We start from the raw sequence: 14,497 nt of genomic DNA, 5'->3' as shown, positions 1-14,497 counted from the left end.
AAACAAGCATCGGCACAGAAAAATCGACCGGCCCCGTCGGTACATTCGCCCTCCTTGCAGACATGTACGGGTGTGACCAGTCTCGCGCGCGTATACGTCCGTACCCCCTCCGTCTCCCGTTCTCGCCTGGCTGCCCTCGCGGCGCTCCGTCCGGTCATCTTTCGATGGACGGGCCGCTGGGTGAGTTCCCTCGCCGACCGCGACGACATCACCCAAGATGTGCTTTGGGAGGCGGCAACATGCCGCGCGGGCGTGAGCGTCGATGATGCGGACCTTCAACCGTGGCTGTTCGTCCTGACGGAGCGAATGGCCCTTAAGTACGGGCGTCGCGCTCGACGCCAAGCATCACGAGAAGGCGCGTCGCCCGAGGATGTCGCGTCCAACGACGTCTCGCCCGAAGATGCGGCCGAGCGCGCCGAGTTCCTTCGTGCCGTGAAGGACGAGCTTCCCAAACTGACCGCGCGGCAACGCGCCGTTTTCATCGGGTACGAGATCGATGAGAAGCCGCACGAGACGATCGCTCAAACGCTGGGCATTCCTGTAAACTCGTCTCGAAACGCCCTCTTCGAAGCGCGCATGCGCCTTTACGCGGCGCTCTGCGCGCGCGACCGCGGGGCGCGCGGCGTCCTCCCTCTCCTGCTCCTCTTCTTTTCTCGCCAATGGTGGCGGGGCGCGCCGGGCGAGGAATCGTCCGAGGGGTCGTCCGCGCCTCCTGGACGTCGCCGGTCTCGACGATGGGCGGACATGCTCGGGCCCCTATGGCCACCCTTGGTGGGCCTGCTCGTCGGCGGGGCGGCCGTTGCGGCGTGGTTGCTCCCGTCGGACGATGCGTCGCGCGTTCGCCACCTTCACCTCGCGCCCTACGTGCTGGTCATCTTCGACCACGTACAAGAGCCCGTCGCCTCGATCGAGCCCCCTGCGCCGACTCCCGCTCCGGCCGTGGACGCGGCTCCCATCCGTCCTGCTCCTCGGCCCCTCGCCACGTCGTTTACCTTGACTCCCGAGGCGGAACGGGCGGTCGACGAGGTTCTCCGAGGAAGGACCCACGACCCCAAAGACGGGCGATAATCGAGGATTCCGCGCGTTTATTGTGCCGGGGTTCGTCTTTCTCGAACCCCTTGCCCCACTTGCTCGGTTTGTCTAAACTCGCGCCATGCGGATGGGCTGTCTCTCGGTCGTCGGGCTCCTCGGGCTCCTCGGGTTCGCCGCGCCTGCACGAGCAGACGACGCGCCCGAGCCTGGCGAGCTGGATCCAGAGACGATCCAGGCGGCTGCCGATGAAGCGCGCTTCGCAGAGTACGTGCTGCGGGGCGACCGCGCGCGGGCCTCGGGGCAGATTGCCGACGCGGTGCTCGCCTACTCCGAAGCATTGAAGGTCCGGCCGGATCCGTTGATCGCTGGCAGGCTAGGGGTCCTGCTCGTAAAGGCAGGGAGGCCGGCCAAGGGGGCCGATCTTCTGCATGATGCCGTGAACCGTGATTGGCGTGCGAGCCCCGCGGAGCGGGAGCAGTTCAAAGCGGCGTACGACGCGGCCCGCGCCGTGGTCTGCATGCTGGACGTCACGATCTCGCACATACCGGAACGGACAACGCTCGACGGCGAATCGATCAATCCGAAGCATCGAACGGGATTTTTCATTTTCGCCATGCCTGGCGAGCACGAGATCCGGGCGAGCCTGACGGGGTATCGGGACGGGCGCGCGATCTTCACGGCGTGCAGGGCCGGGAGCATGGACGTCGCTGTCGTCCTGACGCCGCTTCCCTTGGATCCATCGATCGAGCCCACCCCAAGGGCCAAGCCTTCCCCCGAGCCATCCGCGATCCCAGCGCCCCCCGGCCTCCCCGAGGTGCGCATGGAGCCGCTTGGGGATCCACGTCTAGGCATTGCCGGCGCGGTGGCGGTCGTGGACGGCAAGCCACTGCCGAAGCAGGAGGATCCGTATGGGTATGACGACCCTCCGGGGAGCGATGGGAAGAAATCAGGCGTGAGGGGTTCGATCGGCGCGGGGCCGATCATGGTGCTGGGGGTGGCGTCGTGGGCTCCCGCCGTTGGGATGGCGATATCTGCGGGCGTGCGACCGAGTCCATTCTTATCGGTCGAGTTGGATGCGCGCACCGCGTGGCTGACCAGTGGAATCAAGGATGGCTCGATACAAGCCATGACGGCAGGCGGCATTTTAAGCATGTGCGGACGATGGCGATGGGCCTTTGGATGCGCTGTTGGCCACGCTGGAATCATGAAGATTGACTTCGCCCGGGATCCCTACGAAGGGACATCCAAGGTCTTATTTCGGCCTGGTATTGGGGGACGGGCGGGAGCGGAGATTCCACTAGCCTCGGCCTTTGCAGTACGTCTAGCGGCTGATGTCCTGGCATTGTCGAGCAGGACGCGAATTGTCGTTAATCAGATAGTCGTCGCCGATCAGCCGGCCGTCATGACGGCAGTGACAGCAATGGGGTTGTGGAATTTTTAGCAGGTGAACTATGATGCACCGAACGTATATCCACGTATTTCTGAGCGCTGTCAGCGCGACGATGGCGATCGTATCCGTCCTCCAAGGCTGTGGCGGCACTGAGAACGTATTCGAGACGTGCATCCCCGATCCGCTGTTTCCGAACGACCTGTGTCCAGGCGATGCGGGGACCGATACCGACGCCGGCTCGGACGCCGAACCACAAGCCGCATGCGAAGCGCAAGGCGGCGAATGCGTCGGGATCCCCGACGATTCCGAGACCCCAGCAGGTTTCTGGAGCCAGGTTCCGTGGCCCATCTGGATCGGTCCTGCCGCGGACATACCGAAGGAGTGCCCCTTCGTTGGGGGCGAGCAATTCAAGCTCTACGCCGGCCTCACGGCTCCCCCCATGCAGTGCGACCCCTGCGAATGCAAGGACGCCACGGGGCAATGCAGCGGCGTCCCGGGGGAGATCACGATCAGAGCTGGCATGTGCGGCGCGGTGGGGGTGCCGTCGCTCCCTTTTGACGGTTCGGGGGGGTGGGATGGGAGTTGCACGAGCGCGAACGCGCTGCCGGCGGGGGCGGAGTGTCCCCCGGGGAGCGGCGTCCCGTGCGCGCAGTCGATCATGTTCTCGGCGCTTCCGCCTCCAGTAAATGAGAAGTGCGACGTCAAGCCGTCGCCTATTATCAAGGTGGGCGGGGACAGAGTCACGATCTGGGAGACGGGCGCGCTCGCCTGTCGGTCGAGCCTCGACACGTCGCTCTGTGGTTCGGGGGATCAGCTCTGCATCCCCAAGGTGCTCTACCCCTACCGTCAATGTATCTGGCGGGAAGGGAAGCATACGAAGTGCCCCAAGCCCTACAATTGGGAGCTTCCCCGGACCATGTACCCGTTTCAGCCCAAGGAATCGCGCGAATGTACGGCATGCACGTGCGGCGCGCCGCAAGGGGGCGCGTGTGTTGCTTCGCTGCGGTTGTTCGATAATGCTGCGTGCACATCGGAATTCTTGCAGCAGCCGATCTCTTCGACCGGGGGAGACTGCAATCCAATCTTTCCTGCGGGCCGTGCAGTCGGCGGGAAGGCGGTCACGGATCACACCTACATCGCGGGGACATGCGAGGCCGGCGGGGGGGAGCCCATCGGTGAGGCGGTCGAGGATGACGAGAACGCCGTTACCATTTGTTGTCGAGAATCGTACATTTTCGCGGAGTGACCGCGCGTAAGCGCTCGACTTCGCTGGGGCCTGCCAACAGACGAGCACGATAGGACAATTGATGTCCTATCGCCACCTCACTGGAATCGTGCAGTGAGCCCAAGATAGGACGTTTAGCGCCCTATCCGGGTCGTGTTTCTGCTCTGTTTTCCCTTGCCCCGATGCCCGGCGGTTCGGGACGATGGGCGCATGGCTCCGCGGTCCCCTCGATCGGAAAGCAAGGACGTCGGGCCGACGGGTCCGTACGAATTGCCCCCCGAGGTGATCGCGGCGCTCGCCACGTTGCTCCGTTATGCGGGGGGCCTCATGCGTGTGGCCATCGAGGCGAGCCCCAGCGGCAACGGCGGGGGCTTCTACGACGCGAAAACCGCACCCATGGGCCGCACGGCATTTCTACGGCTCGCGCGAGAAGGGGCATTCAAGGCAACCAAGGTCGGCCGCAAGGTGCTTGCTCGCAAAGACGAGGTGGACGCGTGGATCGAATCTCGCGCGACCATCGCGCCGCATCGCTCGACGCGCGAGGCGCCGCCATCGGACGGGTATGGAGACGCGCTCGCATTACACGAGGCAAATCGGGCGGCCGGTCACCACCTCCCGCTACGCCGATCGCAGCGCGCGGGAAAGGCGCGCCGATGAGGCGTCCGGCCTCTTCCTTGACGTGGGGGCGTTCCTCTGGTAGGGGCTATGACAAGGCGGGCCCCCATGCATGTTGGAACCATGCACGGGAGCCCTGAGCCAAACCCCGCAGATACGAGGTTTGACCTATGAATAGGGTAGCATCCGTCTATTTTGCGTCCAACTTCTGCGCGCCCCGGGCGCCCTGGATCGGAGGGTGATCCATGGGACGAGCGCGCAAGGGCACGTGGAAGCGATCGGGCGATCACTTCCTGGTTTACGTCACCCTTCCACAGTCAGCCGTGCCGGGCGCCAAAGACCGGCGCTTGCCTGGGATCGTGGTTCGGAAGGGGGTCAACGGTCGAACCCCCACCGAGGCTGACCTTGACAAACTGGCCAAGCTCTACACCGACCGTCCAGACCTCGCGCTGGCTCGCTTGGCAGAGGAAGGGCGCCTGCCCGATTGGGTGCCGATCGAGCTGGTCCCCCGTGACGCTCTGCTTCGCGGAGCGACGGCGAACCCTACCGCGGCGAGCGCGGCGGGATCGTTGATCGAAACGGTGGCGAGCTACGCCGATCGCTGGCTCGCATGGCGCGATCGGCAAGGATACAGCTCGATCGCGAACTACACCTCGGGGCTTAAAGGCCAAGTGCTCCGCGTGAAGGTCGGAGACACGACGATCGGCGAGAAGCCGATCGCGGCCATCACGCGAGACGACGTGAAGCGCGTCGCGGCCCACTTCCGAGACGAAGCGGCGGCCGAGCGGATCGCGAGTCACACCGCGACGCGTTACTTCTCGTACTTCCGCGCGATGCTCGCCGCTGCGGCCGATGAGGACGGGGATCCCGATCTCTACGTTCGGCCGGACAATCCCGCGCTTGGCGTGAAGGGACCGCCGACACCGAAGCAACAAACGCGAGCGTGCTTCTACCCCGACGAGTTCTTGCAGTTCGTGTCATGCGAGGCGATCCCGCTGAATGGGCGCCGGCTCGTCGCGGTCGCGGTGTACCTCATGGTTCGCCTCGGGGAGCTCGCGCGGCTCCGATGCGAGGACATCGATCTGGCTCACGAGCGGATCACGATCGCGCGATCGTACGACTCGGCGCGCAAGCGGGAGAAGGCTCCGAAGAATGGACGAGCCCGATCTTTTGGGCTCGAAATCAACGTGATCCCGTTGCTGCGGGTAATGATCGATGAGGCGGGCGGTAGCGGCATCGTGTGCCCGATCAACGTCTACAAGCTGGCGGACGTGTTCACGGAGTACCTCGACCGCGCCGGGTTGAAGCGGGCCGACCTTCGCCAGCGGAGCCGGACGCATGTCCCCTTGACCATGCACGGCTTGCGAGCGACGGGCGCGACGTGGGCGGCGAGGTCGGGACGGTACGGTGCGATCGAGCTACGGCGCGTGCTCGGGCACCAGAAGCAGGAGACGACGGACGTCTACTTCGATGAGGCCCAGCTCATGGGGCGCAACGTGGGCGAGGTCTTCCCGCCGCTGCCTGCTTGCTTGCTGAATCGTTCCGGGAAACGTTCCGGCCGTCGGTAACACTGCGGATTTGCTAGGGTGGGTTTCCTCGGCCAGGCAGAGCCCGGCCGATTCACCCCCCGAGGCGAGATCGCTGCGCGACCTCGCAGCGCCGACATATTCGGCGCTCCCGAGGGCGACGCGAGGAACCGTACGGGCGGTTTGGCGAGGGGCGCGCAACAATGGGACGGCGATGCCCGAGCCGAATCCCAAGCCGAACCTCCTCGCCCGCCTGCGCGGGAGCTTCGAGCATACGCCGCGCACGCTCTTGCTCCTGTTCCGGTCGGCCAAGCTCGCGACGATCACGCTCTTCGCGCTCACCCTGGCCGCCGCGGTGCTCCCGCTCGGCGTGGCGTACGTGGGCAAGGCGATCGTGGACGCGGTGGCCGCACATTCCCGCGAGGCGACGCTGCGCTGGGTGCTCGTGGAGCTCGCGCTCGTGGCGGCGCTCGCGCTCGTGCAGCGCGCGATGGGGCTCTTGCGCTCGCTCATCGGGGCGCGGCTCGGGCTCGACATCAACGGGGAGATCCTCGAAAAGGCGCTCTCGCTGGAGCTCCGGCACTTCGAGGAGCCGTCCGTCTACGATCAGCTCACGCGGGCGCGGCGCGAGGCTTCGTCGAGGCCACTCGCGATGGTGAGCGAGACGTTCGGGATCGTGCAGAGCCTCGTGACGCTCGCGGGGTATGGAGCGTTGCTCTTCCGCTGGAGCGGGTTCGCGGTGCTCGCGCTCGCGCTGGCGTCGCTGCCCGGGGCGATCGCGGAGGTGAAGCTCGGCAACCTCGCGTTCCGGCTGCGCAACTGGCGCTCGCCCGAGGCGCGGAAGCTCAACTACCTGGAGTACGTCCTCGCGAACGACGCACACGCCAAGGAGGTCAAGCTCTTCGGGATCGGCCCGCTCCTGCTCGATCGGTACCGCGCGCTGGGGGAAACATTCTACCGCGAGGATCGGACGCTCGCGGTACAGCGCGCGAGCCTCGGCTGGGGCCTGTCGTTGCTCGGCACGGGCGCGTTTTACGCCTGCTACGCGTCGATGGCGCTCGGCGCGGCGAGCGGCGATCTCACGCTCGGCGACCTCGTGCTCTACGGCATCTCGTTCCGCCAGGGCCAGCAGGCCTTCCAGTCGATCCTGTCGTCGCTCGGCGGCATGTACGAGCACAACCTGTACATGTCGAACCTGTTCTCGTACCTCGCGATCCCCACGAACGACGGGACGAACGCGTCGAAGGTCGTGCTGCCCTCGCCGGCGAGCCTCGCGGACGAAGCCGCGGGGCCCGAGCAGGGCATCCGCTTCGAGGGCGTGAGCTTCCGGTATCCGGGGCAGGAGAAGCTCGCGCTGTCGAAGCTCGATCTGTTCGTGCCGCGCGGGCAGAGCGTGGCGCTCGTGGGGCACAACGGCGCGGGCAAGACGACGCTGATCAAGCTGCTGACGCGGCTCTACACGCCCACGGAGGGGCGCATCCTGCTCGACGGGAAAGACCTCATCGACTGGGATCTCGACGCGCTCCGGCGCCGCATCGGCGTCGTGTTCCAGGACTACAACCGCTATCAGCTCACGGCGCGGGAAAACGTCGGCTTCGGGAGCACGCCGCACATGGACGACGCGGATCGGCTCTCGCGGGCGATCACGCGCGGCGGCGCCGAGGAGGTGCTCGCGACGCTGCCAGGCGGGCTCGATACGCAGCTCGGCCGGTGGTTCAAGGACGGGACGGAGCTCAGCGGCGGGCAGTGGCAAAAGGTCGCGCTCGCGCGGGCCTTCATGCGGGAGGAGGCCGACGTGCTCGTGCTCGACGAGCCCACGGCCGCGCTCGACGCAGAGGCAGAACACGCGGTCTTCGAGCGGTTCCGCAAGCTCGCCGAGGGCCGCACGACGTTCGTCGTGTCGCATCGGTTCCCCACGGTGCGCATGGCGGATCGGATCCTCGTGATCGACGGCGGCCGCGTGATCGAGGAAGGAACCCACGCCGAGCTCGTCGCGCAGGACGGACGGTACGCGCGGATGTTCACGCTGCAGGCCGAAGGGTACCGTTAGGGAACCTCGCCAAACCGAGGCGATCGAACGACGAACCGTCTATCGCTGCCTGCGCGCGTTCGTTACGATGTGCGAGCACGAGGGGGGAGCGCGCGGTGCGCGTGCGAGGAGGTTTTCCCATGCGAGCGCGAAAGTGGCTTTGGTTGTGCGTGGTTTCGGCGGCAGCCCTGGGCGGCTGCGGCGACGAGGGCGCAGAGCTCGTGGACGGGCATTTCTTGCCGGAGGAGTGGGCGGAGATCGAGAAGCTCTCGCCACTCCCGCCGCTCGAAAAGGACACGACAAACGCCTTCGCCGACAACCCCAAGGCGGCGGAGCTCGGGCAGCGGCTCTTCTACGAGAAGGGGTACGCCGGGCCGATCAAGGTCGCGAACGATCTCGGGAACGTGGGCGAGACGGGCAAGGTCTCCTGCGAGAGTTGCCACATCAAGACGGACTGGTTCGTCGACACGCGCTCGAAGCCGGCGAACACGTCGATCGCGATCGACTGGTTCATCCGCAACGCGCCGACGCTGGTGAACGTCGCGACGTACACGGACTGGTTCGGCTGGGTCGGCTACAACGACAACCTCTGGGGCAAGTGCCTCGTGCCGGCCGAGTTCGTCATGGGCACGGATCGCTCCGGCATCGTGCATTTCCTTTACCAGCAGCCGGACTACCGCGCGGCGTACAACGATCTCTTCGAGCCAGACCTCGATCCAGCGCTCGATCCGATGCACCCTGACGCCGCGCGTTTCCCGATGATCGCGTCGCCGACCGTGGCGCCCGACGTGTGGAAGGGCATGCCCGAGGAAGATCGCGCCGTGATCAACCGCGGCTACGCGAACTTCGGCAAGGCCCTCGCGGCCTACCTGCGGTTGCTCCAGAGCGGCAACGCGCCGTTCGATCAGTACGTGGCCGGAGACGTGTCAGCCATCAGCGAGAGCGCGAAGCGCGGGCTCGGGCTCTTCATGGGGAAGGCGGCCTGCGTCGCCTGTCACGCGGGCCCAACGTTCAGCGACAACGACTTCCACGTGACAGGCGTGCCGCAGATCGGCGAGCACGTGCTGCCGCCGGACATGGGCGGCGATCCAGGGCGCTTCCAGGCGCTCGACGTCTACTTCGGCTGGGACTTCAGCACGAAGGGCATCTACAACGACGACCCGAGCATCGACCGCAGCAAGGGCGTGACGAAGGACGAGAAGCTCACGGGCGCGTTCCGCACGAAAGGCCTGCGCTCGGTCGCAAAGACAGGGCCGTTCATGCACACAGGGCACCTCGCAACGCTGCGCGAGGTGGTCGAGTTCTACAACGTGGGCGGCGCCGACAAGGACTTCGCCGGCACGAAGGACCCGCTGATGGTGCCGCTGAACCTCACGCCCCAGGAGATCGACGACATCGTCGCGTTCCTGGAGACGCTGACGGGAGACCCAATCCCCGAGGCGCTGCTCGTCGATACGTCGTTCGGTTCCACCAAGTAAAACGCTGTCATCGGCCTTCGATCAGGGCCTTCGCCTCGGGATCACCCGGGCGGTAGCGGAGCCACGCGCGTACCGCGGCGACGGCCGCCTCGGGCCTACCCGCAGCGCGCTCGGCGGCAGCGAGGGCCTTCCAGACGATCGGGTGCGGGAGCAGACGCGCGGCCTCGTGGAGGTCGGCGGCGGCGTCGCGCGGGCGGCCCGCTTCGAGGAGGAGGCGGCCTTCGAGGTGAAGGAGCCGGCCACGATCGAACGGGAAGACCAGCGCGGCACGCGTGTGGTGGAGCGCTCCGTGCGTGTGGCCCGAGGTCGTCACCGCGCGGAGCGCCTCGCGGTGGTGGTAGGCCGAGAGGAGCTGTGCGAAGGCCACGAGGGCCCAGGCGAGCGCGCATGCGAGGCCTGCGCGTGCGAGGGGGAAGGACGCGTGTGCGGGGATGCGCGCACGGAAGGTGCAGGCGAGCACGAGCAGCGCCGCGATCCAGGTCGCCGGCGAGGCGGAGAGACCGGCGCCGAGCGCGAGCAGGGCGAAGGCGATCCACGCGACGCGAAGCTCGGCGCAGGGCAAGGCGGGCGCGAGGCGGAGGCGCTTTCGCGCGAGGAGGAGCGCGAGCGCCGCGGGGAGAAGGCCGAAGGCGAGGACGAGCGCCGCGATGTCGTCGTGCGGGTGCTCTGGGAAGGTCCAGAACTGCGCGGCGTCGGGGTGCACGGCGAGGTGCTCGGCTTGCCAGTCGAGGAAACGGGGGGCGATCGCGTCGGGGCCGACGCCGAGGAGCAAGGCTTTCCCCCACAGACCACGGGCGTGGACGGCGAGGAGGTAGAGGCGCCCCTCGAAGGCGCGGACGAATCCGTCGGAGGCGAGCACGATCGGGACGAGCGCGAGGCCCGCGAGGGGCGCGGCGAGCGCGGCGCGTGGGACGAGAAGGAGCACTTCGGCGGCAAGCGCGAGGGTCGCGAGGTGCGAGCGGCAGAGGAGGATGGTTGCGGCACCAAGGATCAGCGCGATCGCCCCTTCGATCCGATCGGCGCGGCGCGTGGCGGCGGCGCGATCGGCGGCGCAGAGCGGGAGCACGAGCAGCAGGAAGGCCGCGAGATGGTTCGGATTGCCGAACGTGCCGACGAGGACGCGGTACGGCAGGCGGAACGCGCCGGTCTCGAACGGGACGAGGCCGATCGCGCCCGCGAGGGCGAGGCCGCTCGCCGCGAGGACAGCGCGGCGCGCGAGGCGCAAGACGAAGGCGCGGTCCTCGGCGAGCAGCTCCGAGAGCGCGCCGAACACGGTCGGGGCGGCAGCGACGGCGAGGATCTCCCAGGGTGCGCCAGGCCAAACGAGCAGCGCGACGAGGCCGAGCGCGAGCGCGAGCGCCGCGACGAGCGAGGGCGCGCCCCACGCGCAGAGCGGGAGCGCGAGCGCGAGCACGAGTGTCTTCTGCGGGCGGAGGTCGACCGTGAACGGCGAGGTCGCGAGCGGCAGGAGGACGAGGAGGACGAACGCGGCCGCTCTTCGGGCGGCGGATCTTCTCAAGGAGCGTCGAGCTGGCGCACGCCGACGAGGCCCGCGCCGCCGCGCTGGGAGAAGTACACGACGAACCTGCCGTCCGGGGACAAACAGGGCTGGATGGCGCCACGGTTCTCGGGCCAGGCGAGGTACCAGGGCGGCGCGTCGATCACGGCGTGGCGGCTCCCGGTCGCGGTGTCGACCACGAACACCTGCTCGCCGCGCTGCTCGACGCGTCGCTCGCCGACCTTGGTTGGGCACTGATCGGCGAGCGGCGCGGCCGGCGCCTGCCACGAGTTCTCGGGGCCGCTGATGCGCTTGGGCTTCGCGCTGCGCAGATCCCAGCTCATCCAGCCCTCGTACTCGGGGAAACCCGAGAAGAAGATCACGCCGCCGTCCTTGCCGGCGCGCGTGTGGTAGGCGCCGTGCTTGAGCGCGAGGCGCGCGCGTTTTCCGAGGTCGAGCAGGTAGATGCCCTGCCCTGCGTCGTTGCACTCGTAGGTCGAGCAGCCGAAGGCCATCTGATCGCCGCCGAGCCACACGGGGTGGTAGCCCGGGCCCTCGTGGACACGCGTGCGTTTGCCGGTCTCCACGTGCACGACGTCGATGCCGGCCTGGCCGGACGCCGCGGGCGCGTTGAGGTAGTTCACCTGGTTCGCGATGGCGAGGCGCACGCCGTCGGGCGCCCAGGCGACGGTGGGCGTATCGCCGAAGATGGCCCATTCGAGATCCCCACGCGCAGAGGGCGACGGCGCCGCGACCTCGACGGACGTCGTGGCCGCGGGCGGCGGGTCGACGACGACGAGCACGGAGCCGGGATCGGCGACCGTCGTGGAGCCGGAAGGCGGGGGCGCGGCGCTGCACGCGGCGGCAAGAAGAGGCACGAGGAGCAGGGCGAGGCGCATCGGCGTCAGCTTGTGCGAAGCGCGCGCGAGGATCAATTGAAGGAATCGAGCAGGCGGTGGTGGTGGTGGTGGGGGGGGGGAGGCGGGAAGCGGGGCATGCGGACGGGCTGCATCCGCGACTCGGAGAGCAGGGCGAGCGTGGGGCGCGCCTCGCCGGGGAGCCGGCTCGCCTCGGCACGAACGACGTGCCCGCGCGTGCCGAACGAGTAACCGAGCACCGTGGCGTCGACGCCGTCCGCGCCGGGATCGAGCTCCATGCGGAAGAACGTGTGCTCACCGGCGGCCACGTTGACGATGCGATCGAGCGGGGCCTCGCCGAAGGTGCGCGCCGCCGCGACAGCGTGCGACTCGACGCGACAGAACACCGAGAAGCCCGCGCCCTTCGCCGCGAACGCCTTGCATGCGTGGCGGCCTTCGGCCTCCTCCGCGACGGCGGCGAGGAGCGTGGTCGGGCGGAGCGTGGCCGCGTCGAAGCGCCCGTCGTCGCGGAGGTCGACGAACGCCTCGCCGCGGATCGTCTCGAGCGTCTGGCGGTCGGTCGTCTCCCACGCGATGGGCTCCTTCGGGTCGACGGCGAGGGCCACCTCGTTCGAGCCGAGGACACGTTTGTCCCCCTGCACGAGCAGGACGACGTGGCGCGGATGCACCACGGTGAGGGTGATCTTCTGGCCCGCGCGTTTGCCGAGGATGGTGCGCATCTCTTCGGGCAACGCGGGCGGCTCGGAGGCGGGCTCGGACGCAGGCGCGGTGGCGGAAGCGGCGGCGGCCTCGGGCGCGGGTGCGGCAGCGGGTGCGGCAGCGGGCGCGGGAGCGACCTCGGGCACGGCGGCGGCCTCGGGCGCGGGCTTCGCGCAGCCGGACGAGAACAGGGACGCGGCGAGCAGGGGCAGGAGGTACGTCTTCACAGGGTCCTCAAGAAGGCGAGCAGGGCGGCGCGGTCTTCGGACGTGAGGTGGCTCGTCTGGCCCATGCGATCGAGGTTGTCGTCGAGCAGGGCTTCGAGCGTCGCGTAACGGCCGTCGTGGAAGTAAGGCGCAGAGCCTTCGAGCAGGGCGAGCGGAGGCGTGCGGAACGCGGCGCGTGACTCGTCCTTCGCGCGCGAGCCGACGTCGTGCACCACGCGATCACTCGTCCCGTGATCGAGCCCGTGGCAGCCGTTGCAGCCGAGTTTTTCCGACGTGTAGAGGTCCCGCCCGCGCGTGACGAGCGCCTCCTCGCCGGGGTCCTTCCCCTCGCGGCGCGGCACGAAGAGCCCCTCGCGGAGGTAGTTCGCGAGAGCCGCGAGGTCGTCGGCCGGCAAGCCCGAGCCGCCGAGGCGCGTGAGGGTCTCGGCGATGTTGTCCTCGAGCTTCGCGTGCATGCCGTGCCAGCCGTAAGGGCCCCGCTCGACGCGGCCCGCGAGCGCCATGGTTTGTCGGGGGCCGTCCCCGAGCCGCCACACGAGGCCGTCCTCGCGCCCCTCGGGGTGGCAGCTCGCGCAGGCGCGGCCGTCGCGCGAGATGCGGCGGTCGCCCTCGGCATGGAAGAGGCTCCGGCCACGCGCAAGGTCTTCGCGGAGCGGGTCCGCAGCGACGGGCAACGTGTCCACGTCGCCGGACGCGAGGCTCACGACGGAGAGGTCGTGCGAGCGCTGGTTCCAGACGACCGCGATGGCCGTGCGCGGATCGACGTCGATGCCGGAAGGGCCCTCGCCGACGGGGAAGACGCGCCGCGGGGCGAGCGCCGGATCCAGCGAGCGCGCGTCGAGCTCGACGAGCTCGCCCGTGCCGTGCGAGACGACGAAGAGCGCGTCGCCGAGCACCGCCGCGGCGCGCGGCTGCCGCGCGGGAGAGCCCACGGGCGCGACGGCGCTCCCCATGAAGGCATTCGCCGAGATGTTGACGAAGTTCTTCTGCGGGGCACCGCCGTCCACGCCGAGCGTGCGCTCGCGCGCGACGTCGAGGACCGCGACGGTGGGGACCGAGGTGTCCTCCTCGATCGCGACGCCGCCATAACCGCCCGCGACGATACGGGTCGTGCTCTCGCCGTTCTGCACGACGAGGTGCGGGACGAAGAGGCGCGTGCCGCTCTCGTTCAGCACGGCGGCGTACGCGAGGGACGAGGTCGGGTGCAGGGTGTTCGCTCCGACCATCGCATCGACGCGGTTCCGGTAGCTGCCGCCGAGCGCACGCACGGCGCGGACGACGGGCGCCTCGCCCGCCTCGCCGCCGTCGAGGTCCACGACGGAGAGCGCATCACCCGCGGCATGCGTGACGAACGCGCGGCGGCCGTCGGGCGTGACGGTGATGCCGCGCGGCTCGCGCGGGAGGCGCAAGGAGAAGCGCTCTGCGAGGGACTCGCCGTCGAGCGCGGTGAGGGCGCGGCCGTACGCGGAGGTGACGAGCAGCGCGCCGCGCGGGCCCTGCGCGAGGCCCCAGGGTTCGGCCGGGACGACCGCGCGCGCGGCGACCGTGCCCTCGCCGGCCGCGTCGAGGTTGAGGACCTGGACCTCGTTGCAGCCGCGCAGGCTCACGGCGACCCGATCCTCGGCGAGCACGAGGACCTCGGCGGGCGCGCAGCCGAGCGGGGTCGTGGCGACCGAGCCGCTCACGAGATCGACGCGGTGGAGCGCCTCGTTGTCGGCGTCGGCGACGTACGCGACGAGGGAGCCTCGATCGAGGGCGACGGCCGAGCTCCGCGCGGGCGCAGCGGCAGCGGCGGCGGGTGCGGCGAGCAAGGCAGCGAAGAGGCCAAAGGCGGCCGAGGAGCGACGGGGCGGGCGCATGGGGTGGCTCCGTAGACGCACAGGCCGCCGGAAAGATCTCT

Annotated in this window: 10 protein-coding genes; 6 read left to right on the top strand and 4 right to left on the bottom strand. The window is 68.9% G+C overall.

The genetic code is table 11. From position 1 onward, the window contains the following. The first annotated feature begins 72 nt into the window (after positions 1-72). The 6 genes from POL67_RS17305 (at position 73) to POL67_RS17280 (ending at position 9,295) form a co-directional block, all read left to right on the top strand. Positions 73-1,068, top strand: coding sequence for an RNA polymerase sigma factor (locus POL67_RS17305; protein WP_271918475.1), 996 nt, complete (start codon positions 73-75; stop codon positions 1,066-1,068). 85 nt (positions 1,069-1,153) lie between these two features. Further along, positions 1,154-2,473: a tetratricopeptide repeat protein gene (locus tag POL67_RS17300; RefSeq protein ID WP_271918474.1), complete on the top strand. Its 1,320-nt coding sequence runs from the start codon at positions 1,154-1,156 to the stop codon at positions 2,471-2,473. Between the two features lie 1,384 nt (positions 2,474-3,857). Next, entirely contained in the window at positions 3,858-4,304 is a 447-nt protein-coding gene (locus POL67_RS17295) for a hypothetical protein (RefSeq protein WP_271918473.1), read from the top strand. A gap of 203 nt (positions 4,305-4,507) precedes the next feature. Then, positions 4,508-5,830: a tyrosine-type recombinase/integrase gene (locus tag POL67_RS17290; RefSeq protein WP_271918472.1), complete on the top strand. Its 1,323-nt coding sequence runs from the start codon at positions 4,508-4,510 to the stop codon at positions 5,828-5,830. A 172-nt stretch (positions 5,831-6,002) separates the two neighbouring features. After that, positions 6,003-7,838: an ABC transporter ATP-binding protein gene (locus tag POL67_RS17285; protein WP_271918471.1), complete on the top strand. Its 1,836-nt coding sequence runs from the start codon at positions 6,003-6,005 to the stop codon at positions 7,836-7,838. Positions 7,839-7,957: 119 nt separating this feature from the next. Then, complete coding sequence (locus POL67_RS17280) at positions 7,958-9,295, top strand: cytochrome-c peroxidase (RefSeq protein ID WP_271918470.1); 1,338 nt, start codon at positions 7,958-7,960, stop codon at positions 9,293-9,295. Positions 9,296-9,302: 7 nt separating this feature from the next. Here POL67_RS17280 and POL67_RS17275 read toward each other — a convergent pair whose 3' ends face one another. The 4 genes from POL67_RS17275 to POL67_RS17260 are packed head-to-tail and all read right to left on the bottom strand — an operon-like array spanning position 9,303 to position 14,456. Further along, complete coding sequence (locus POL67_RS17275; protein ID WP_271918469.1) at positions 9,303-10,814, bottom strand: hypothetical protein; 1,512 nt, start codon at positions 10,812-10,814, stop codon at positions 9,303-9,305. Beyond that, on the bottom strand, positions 10,811-11,728 hold the full coding sequence (locus POL67_RS17270; protein ID WP_271918468.1) for a TolB-like translocation protein: 918 nt from the start codon (positions 11,726-11,728) through the stop codon (positions 10,811-10,813). The genes POL67_RS17275 and POL67_RS17270 overlap by 4 nt, the downstream gene beginning before the upstream one ends. Further along, positions 11,725-12,597: a hypothetical protein gene (locus tag POL67_RS17265; protein WP_271918467.1), complete on the bottom strand. Its 873-nt coding sequence runs from the start codon at positions 12,595-12,597 to the stop codon at positions 11,725-11,727. Before POL67_RS17265 ends, POL67_RS17270 begins: the two co-directional genes overlap by 4 nt. After that, a complete protein-coding gene (locus tag POL67_RS17260; RefSeq protein ID WP_271918466.1) occupies positions 12,594-14,456 on the bottom strand; it encodes a hypothetical protein in 1,863 nt (620 codons plus the stop codon). Before POL67_RS17260 ends, POL67_RS17265 begins: the two co-directional genes overlap by 4 nt. Positions 14,457-14,497 lie beyond the last annotated feature (41 nt).

The organism is Polyangium mundeleinium (genome assembly GCF_028369105.1).
Classification (GTDB): Bacteria; Myxococcota_A; Polyangia; order Polyangiales; family Polyangiaceae; genus Polyangium; species Polyangium mundeleinium.
The sequence above is the reverse complement of the archived record's forward strand: the minus strand, read 5'-3'. Positions and strand labels throughout refer to the sequence as shown.

What these genes read in the sequence shown, in the direction of transcription:
- POL67_RS17280 (WP_271918470.1), top strand. Translation starts at nt 7,958, where the DNA reads ATGCGAGCGCGAAAGTGGCTTTGGTTGTGCGTGGTTTCGGCGGCAGCC.
- POL67_RS17290 (WP_271918472.1), top strand. Translation starts at nt 4,508, where the DNA reads ATGGGACGAGCGCGCAAGGGCACGTGGAAGCGATCGGGCGATCACTTC.
- POL67_RS17285 (WP_271918471.1), top strand. Translation starts at nt 6,003, where the DNA reads ATGCCCGAGCCGAATCCCAAGCCGAACCTCCTCGCCCGCCTGCGCGGG.
- POL67_RS17295 (WP_271918473.1), top strand. Translation starts at nt 3,858, where the DNA reads ATGGCTCCGCGGTCCCCTCGATCGGAAAGCAAGGACGTCGGGCCGACG.
- POL67_RS17260 (WP_271918466.1), bottom strand. Translation starts at nt 14,456, where the DNA reads ATGCGCCCGCCCCGTCGCTCCTCGGCCGCCTTTGGCCTCTTCGCTGCC.
- POL67_RS17300 (WP_271918474.1), top strand. Translation starts at nt 1,154, where the DNA reads ATGCGGATGGGCTGTCTCTCGGTCGTCGGGCTCCTCGGGCTCCTCGGG.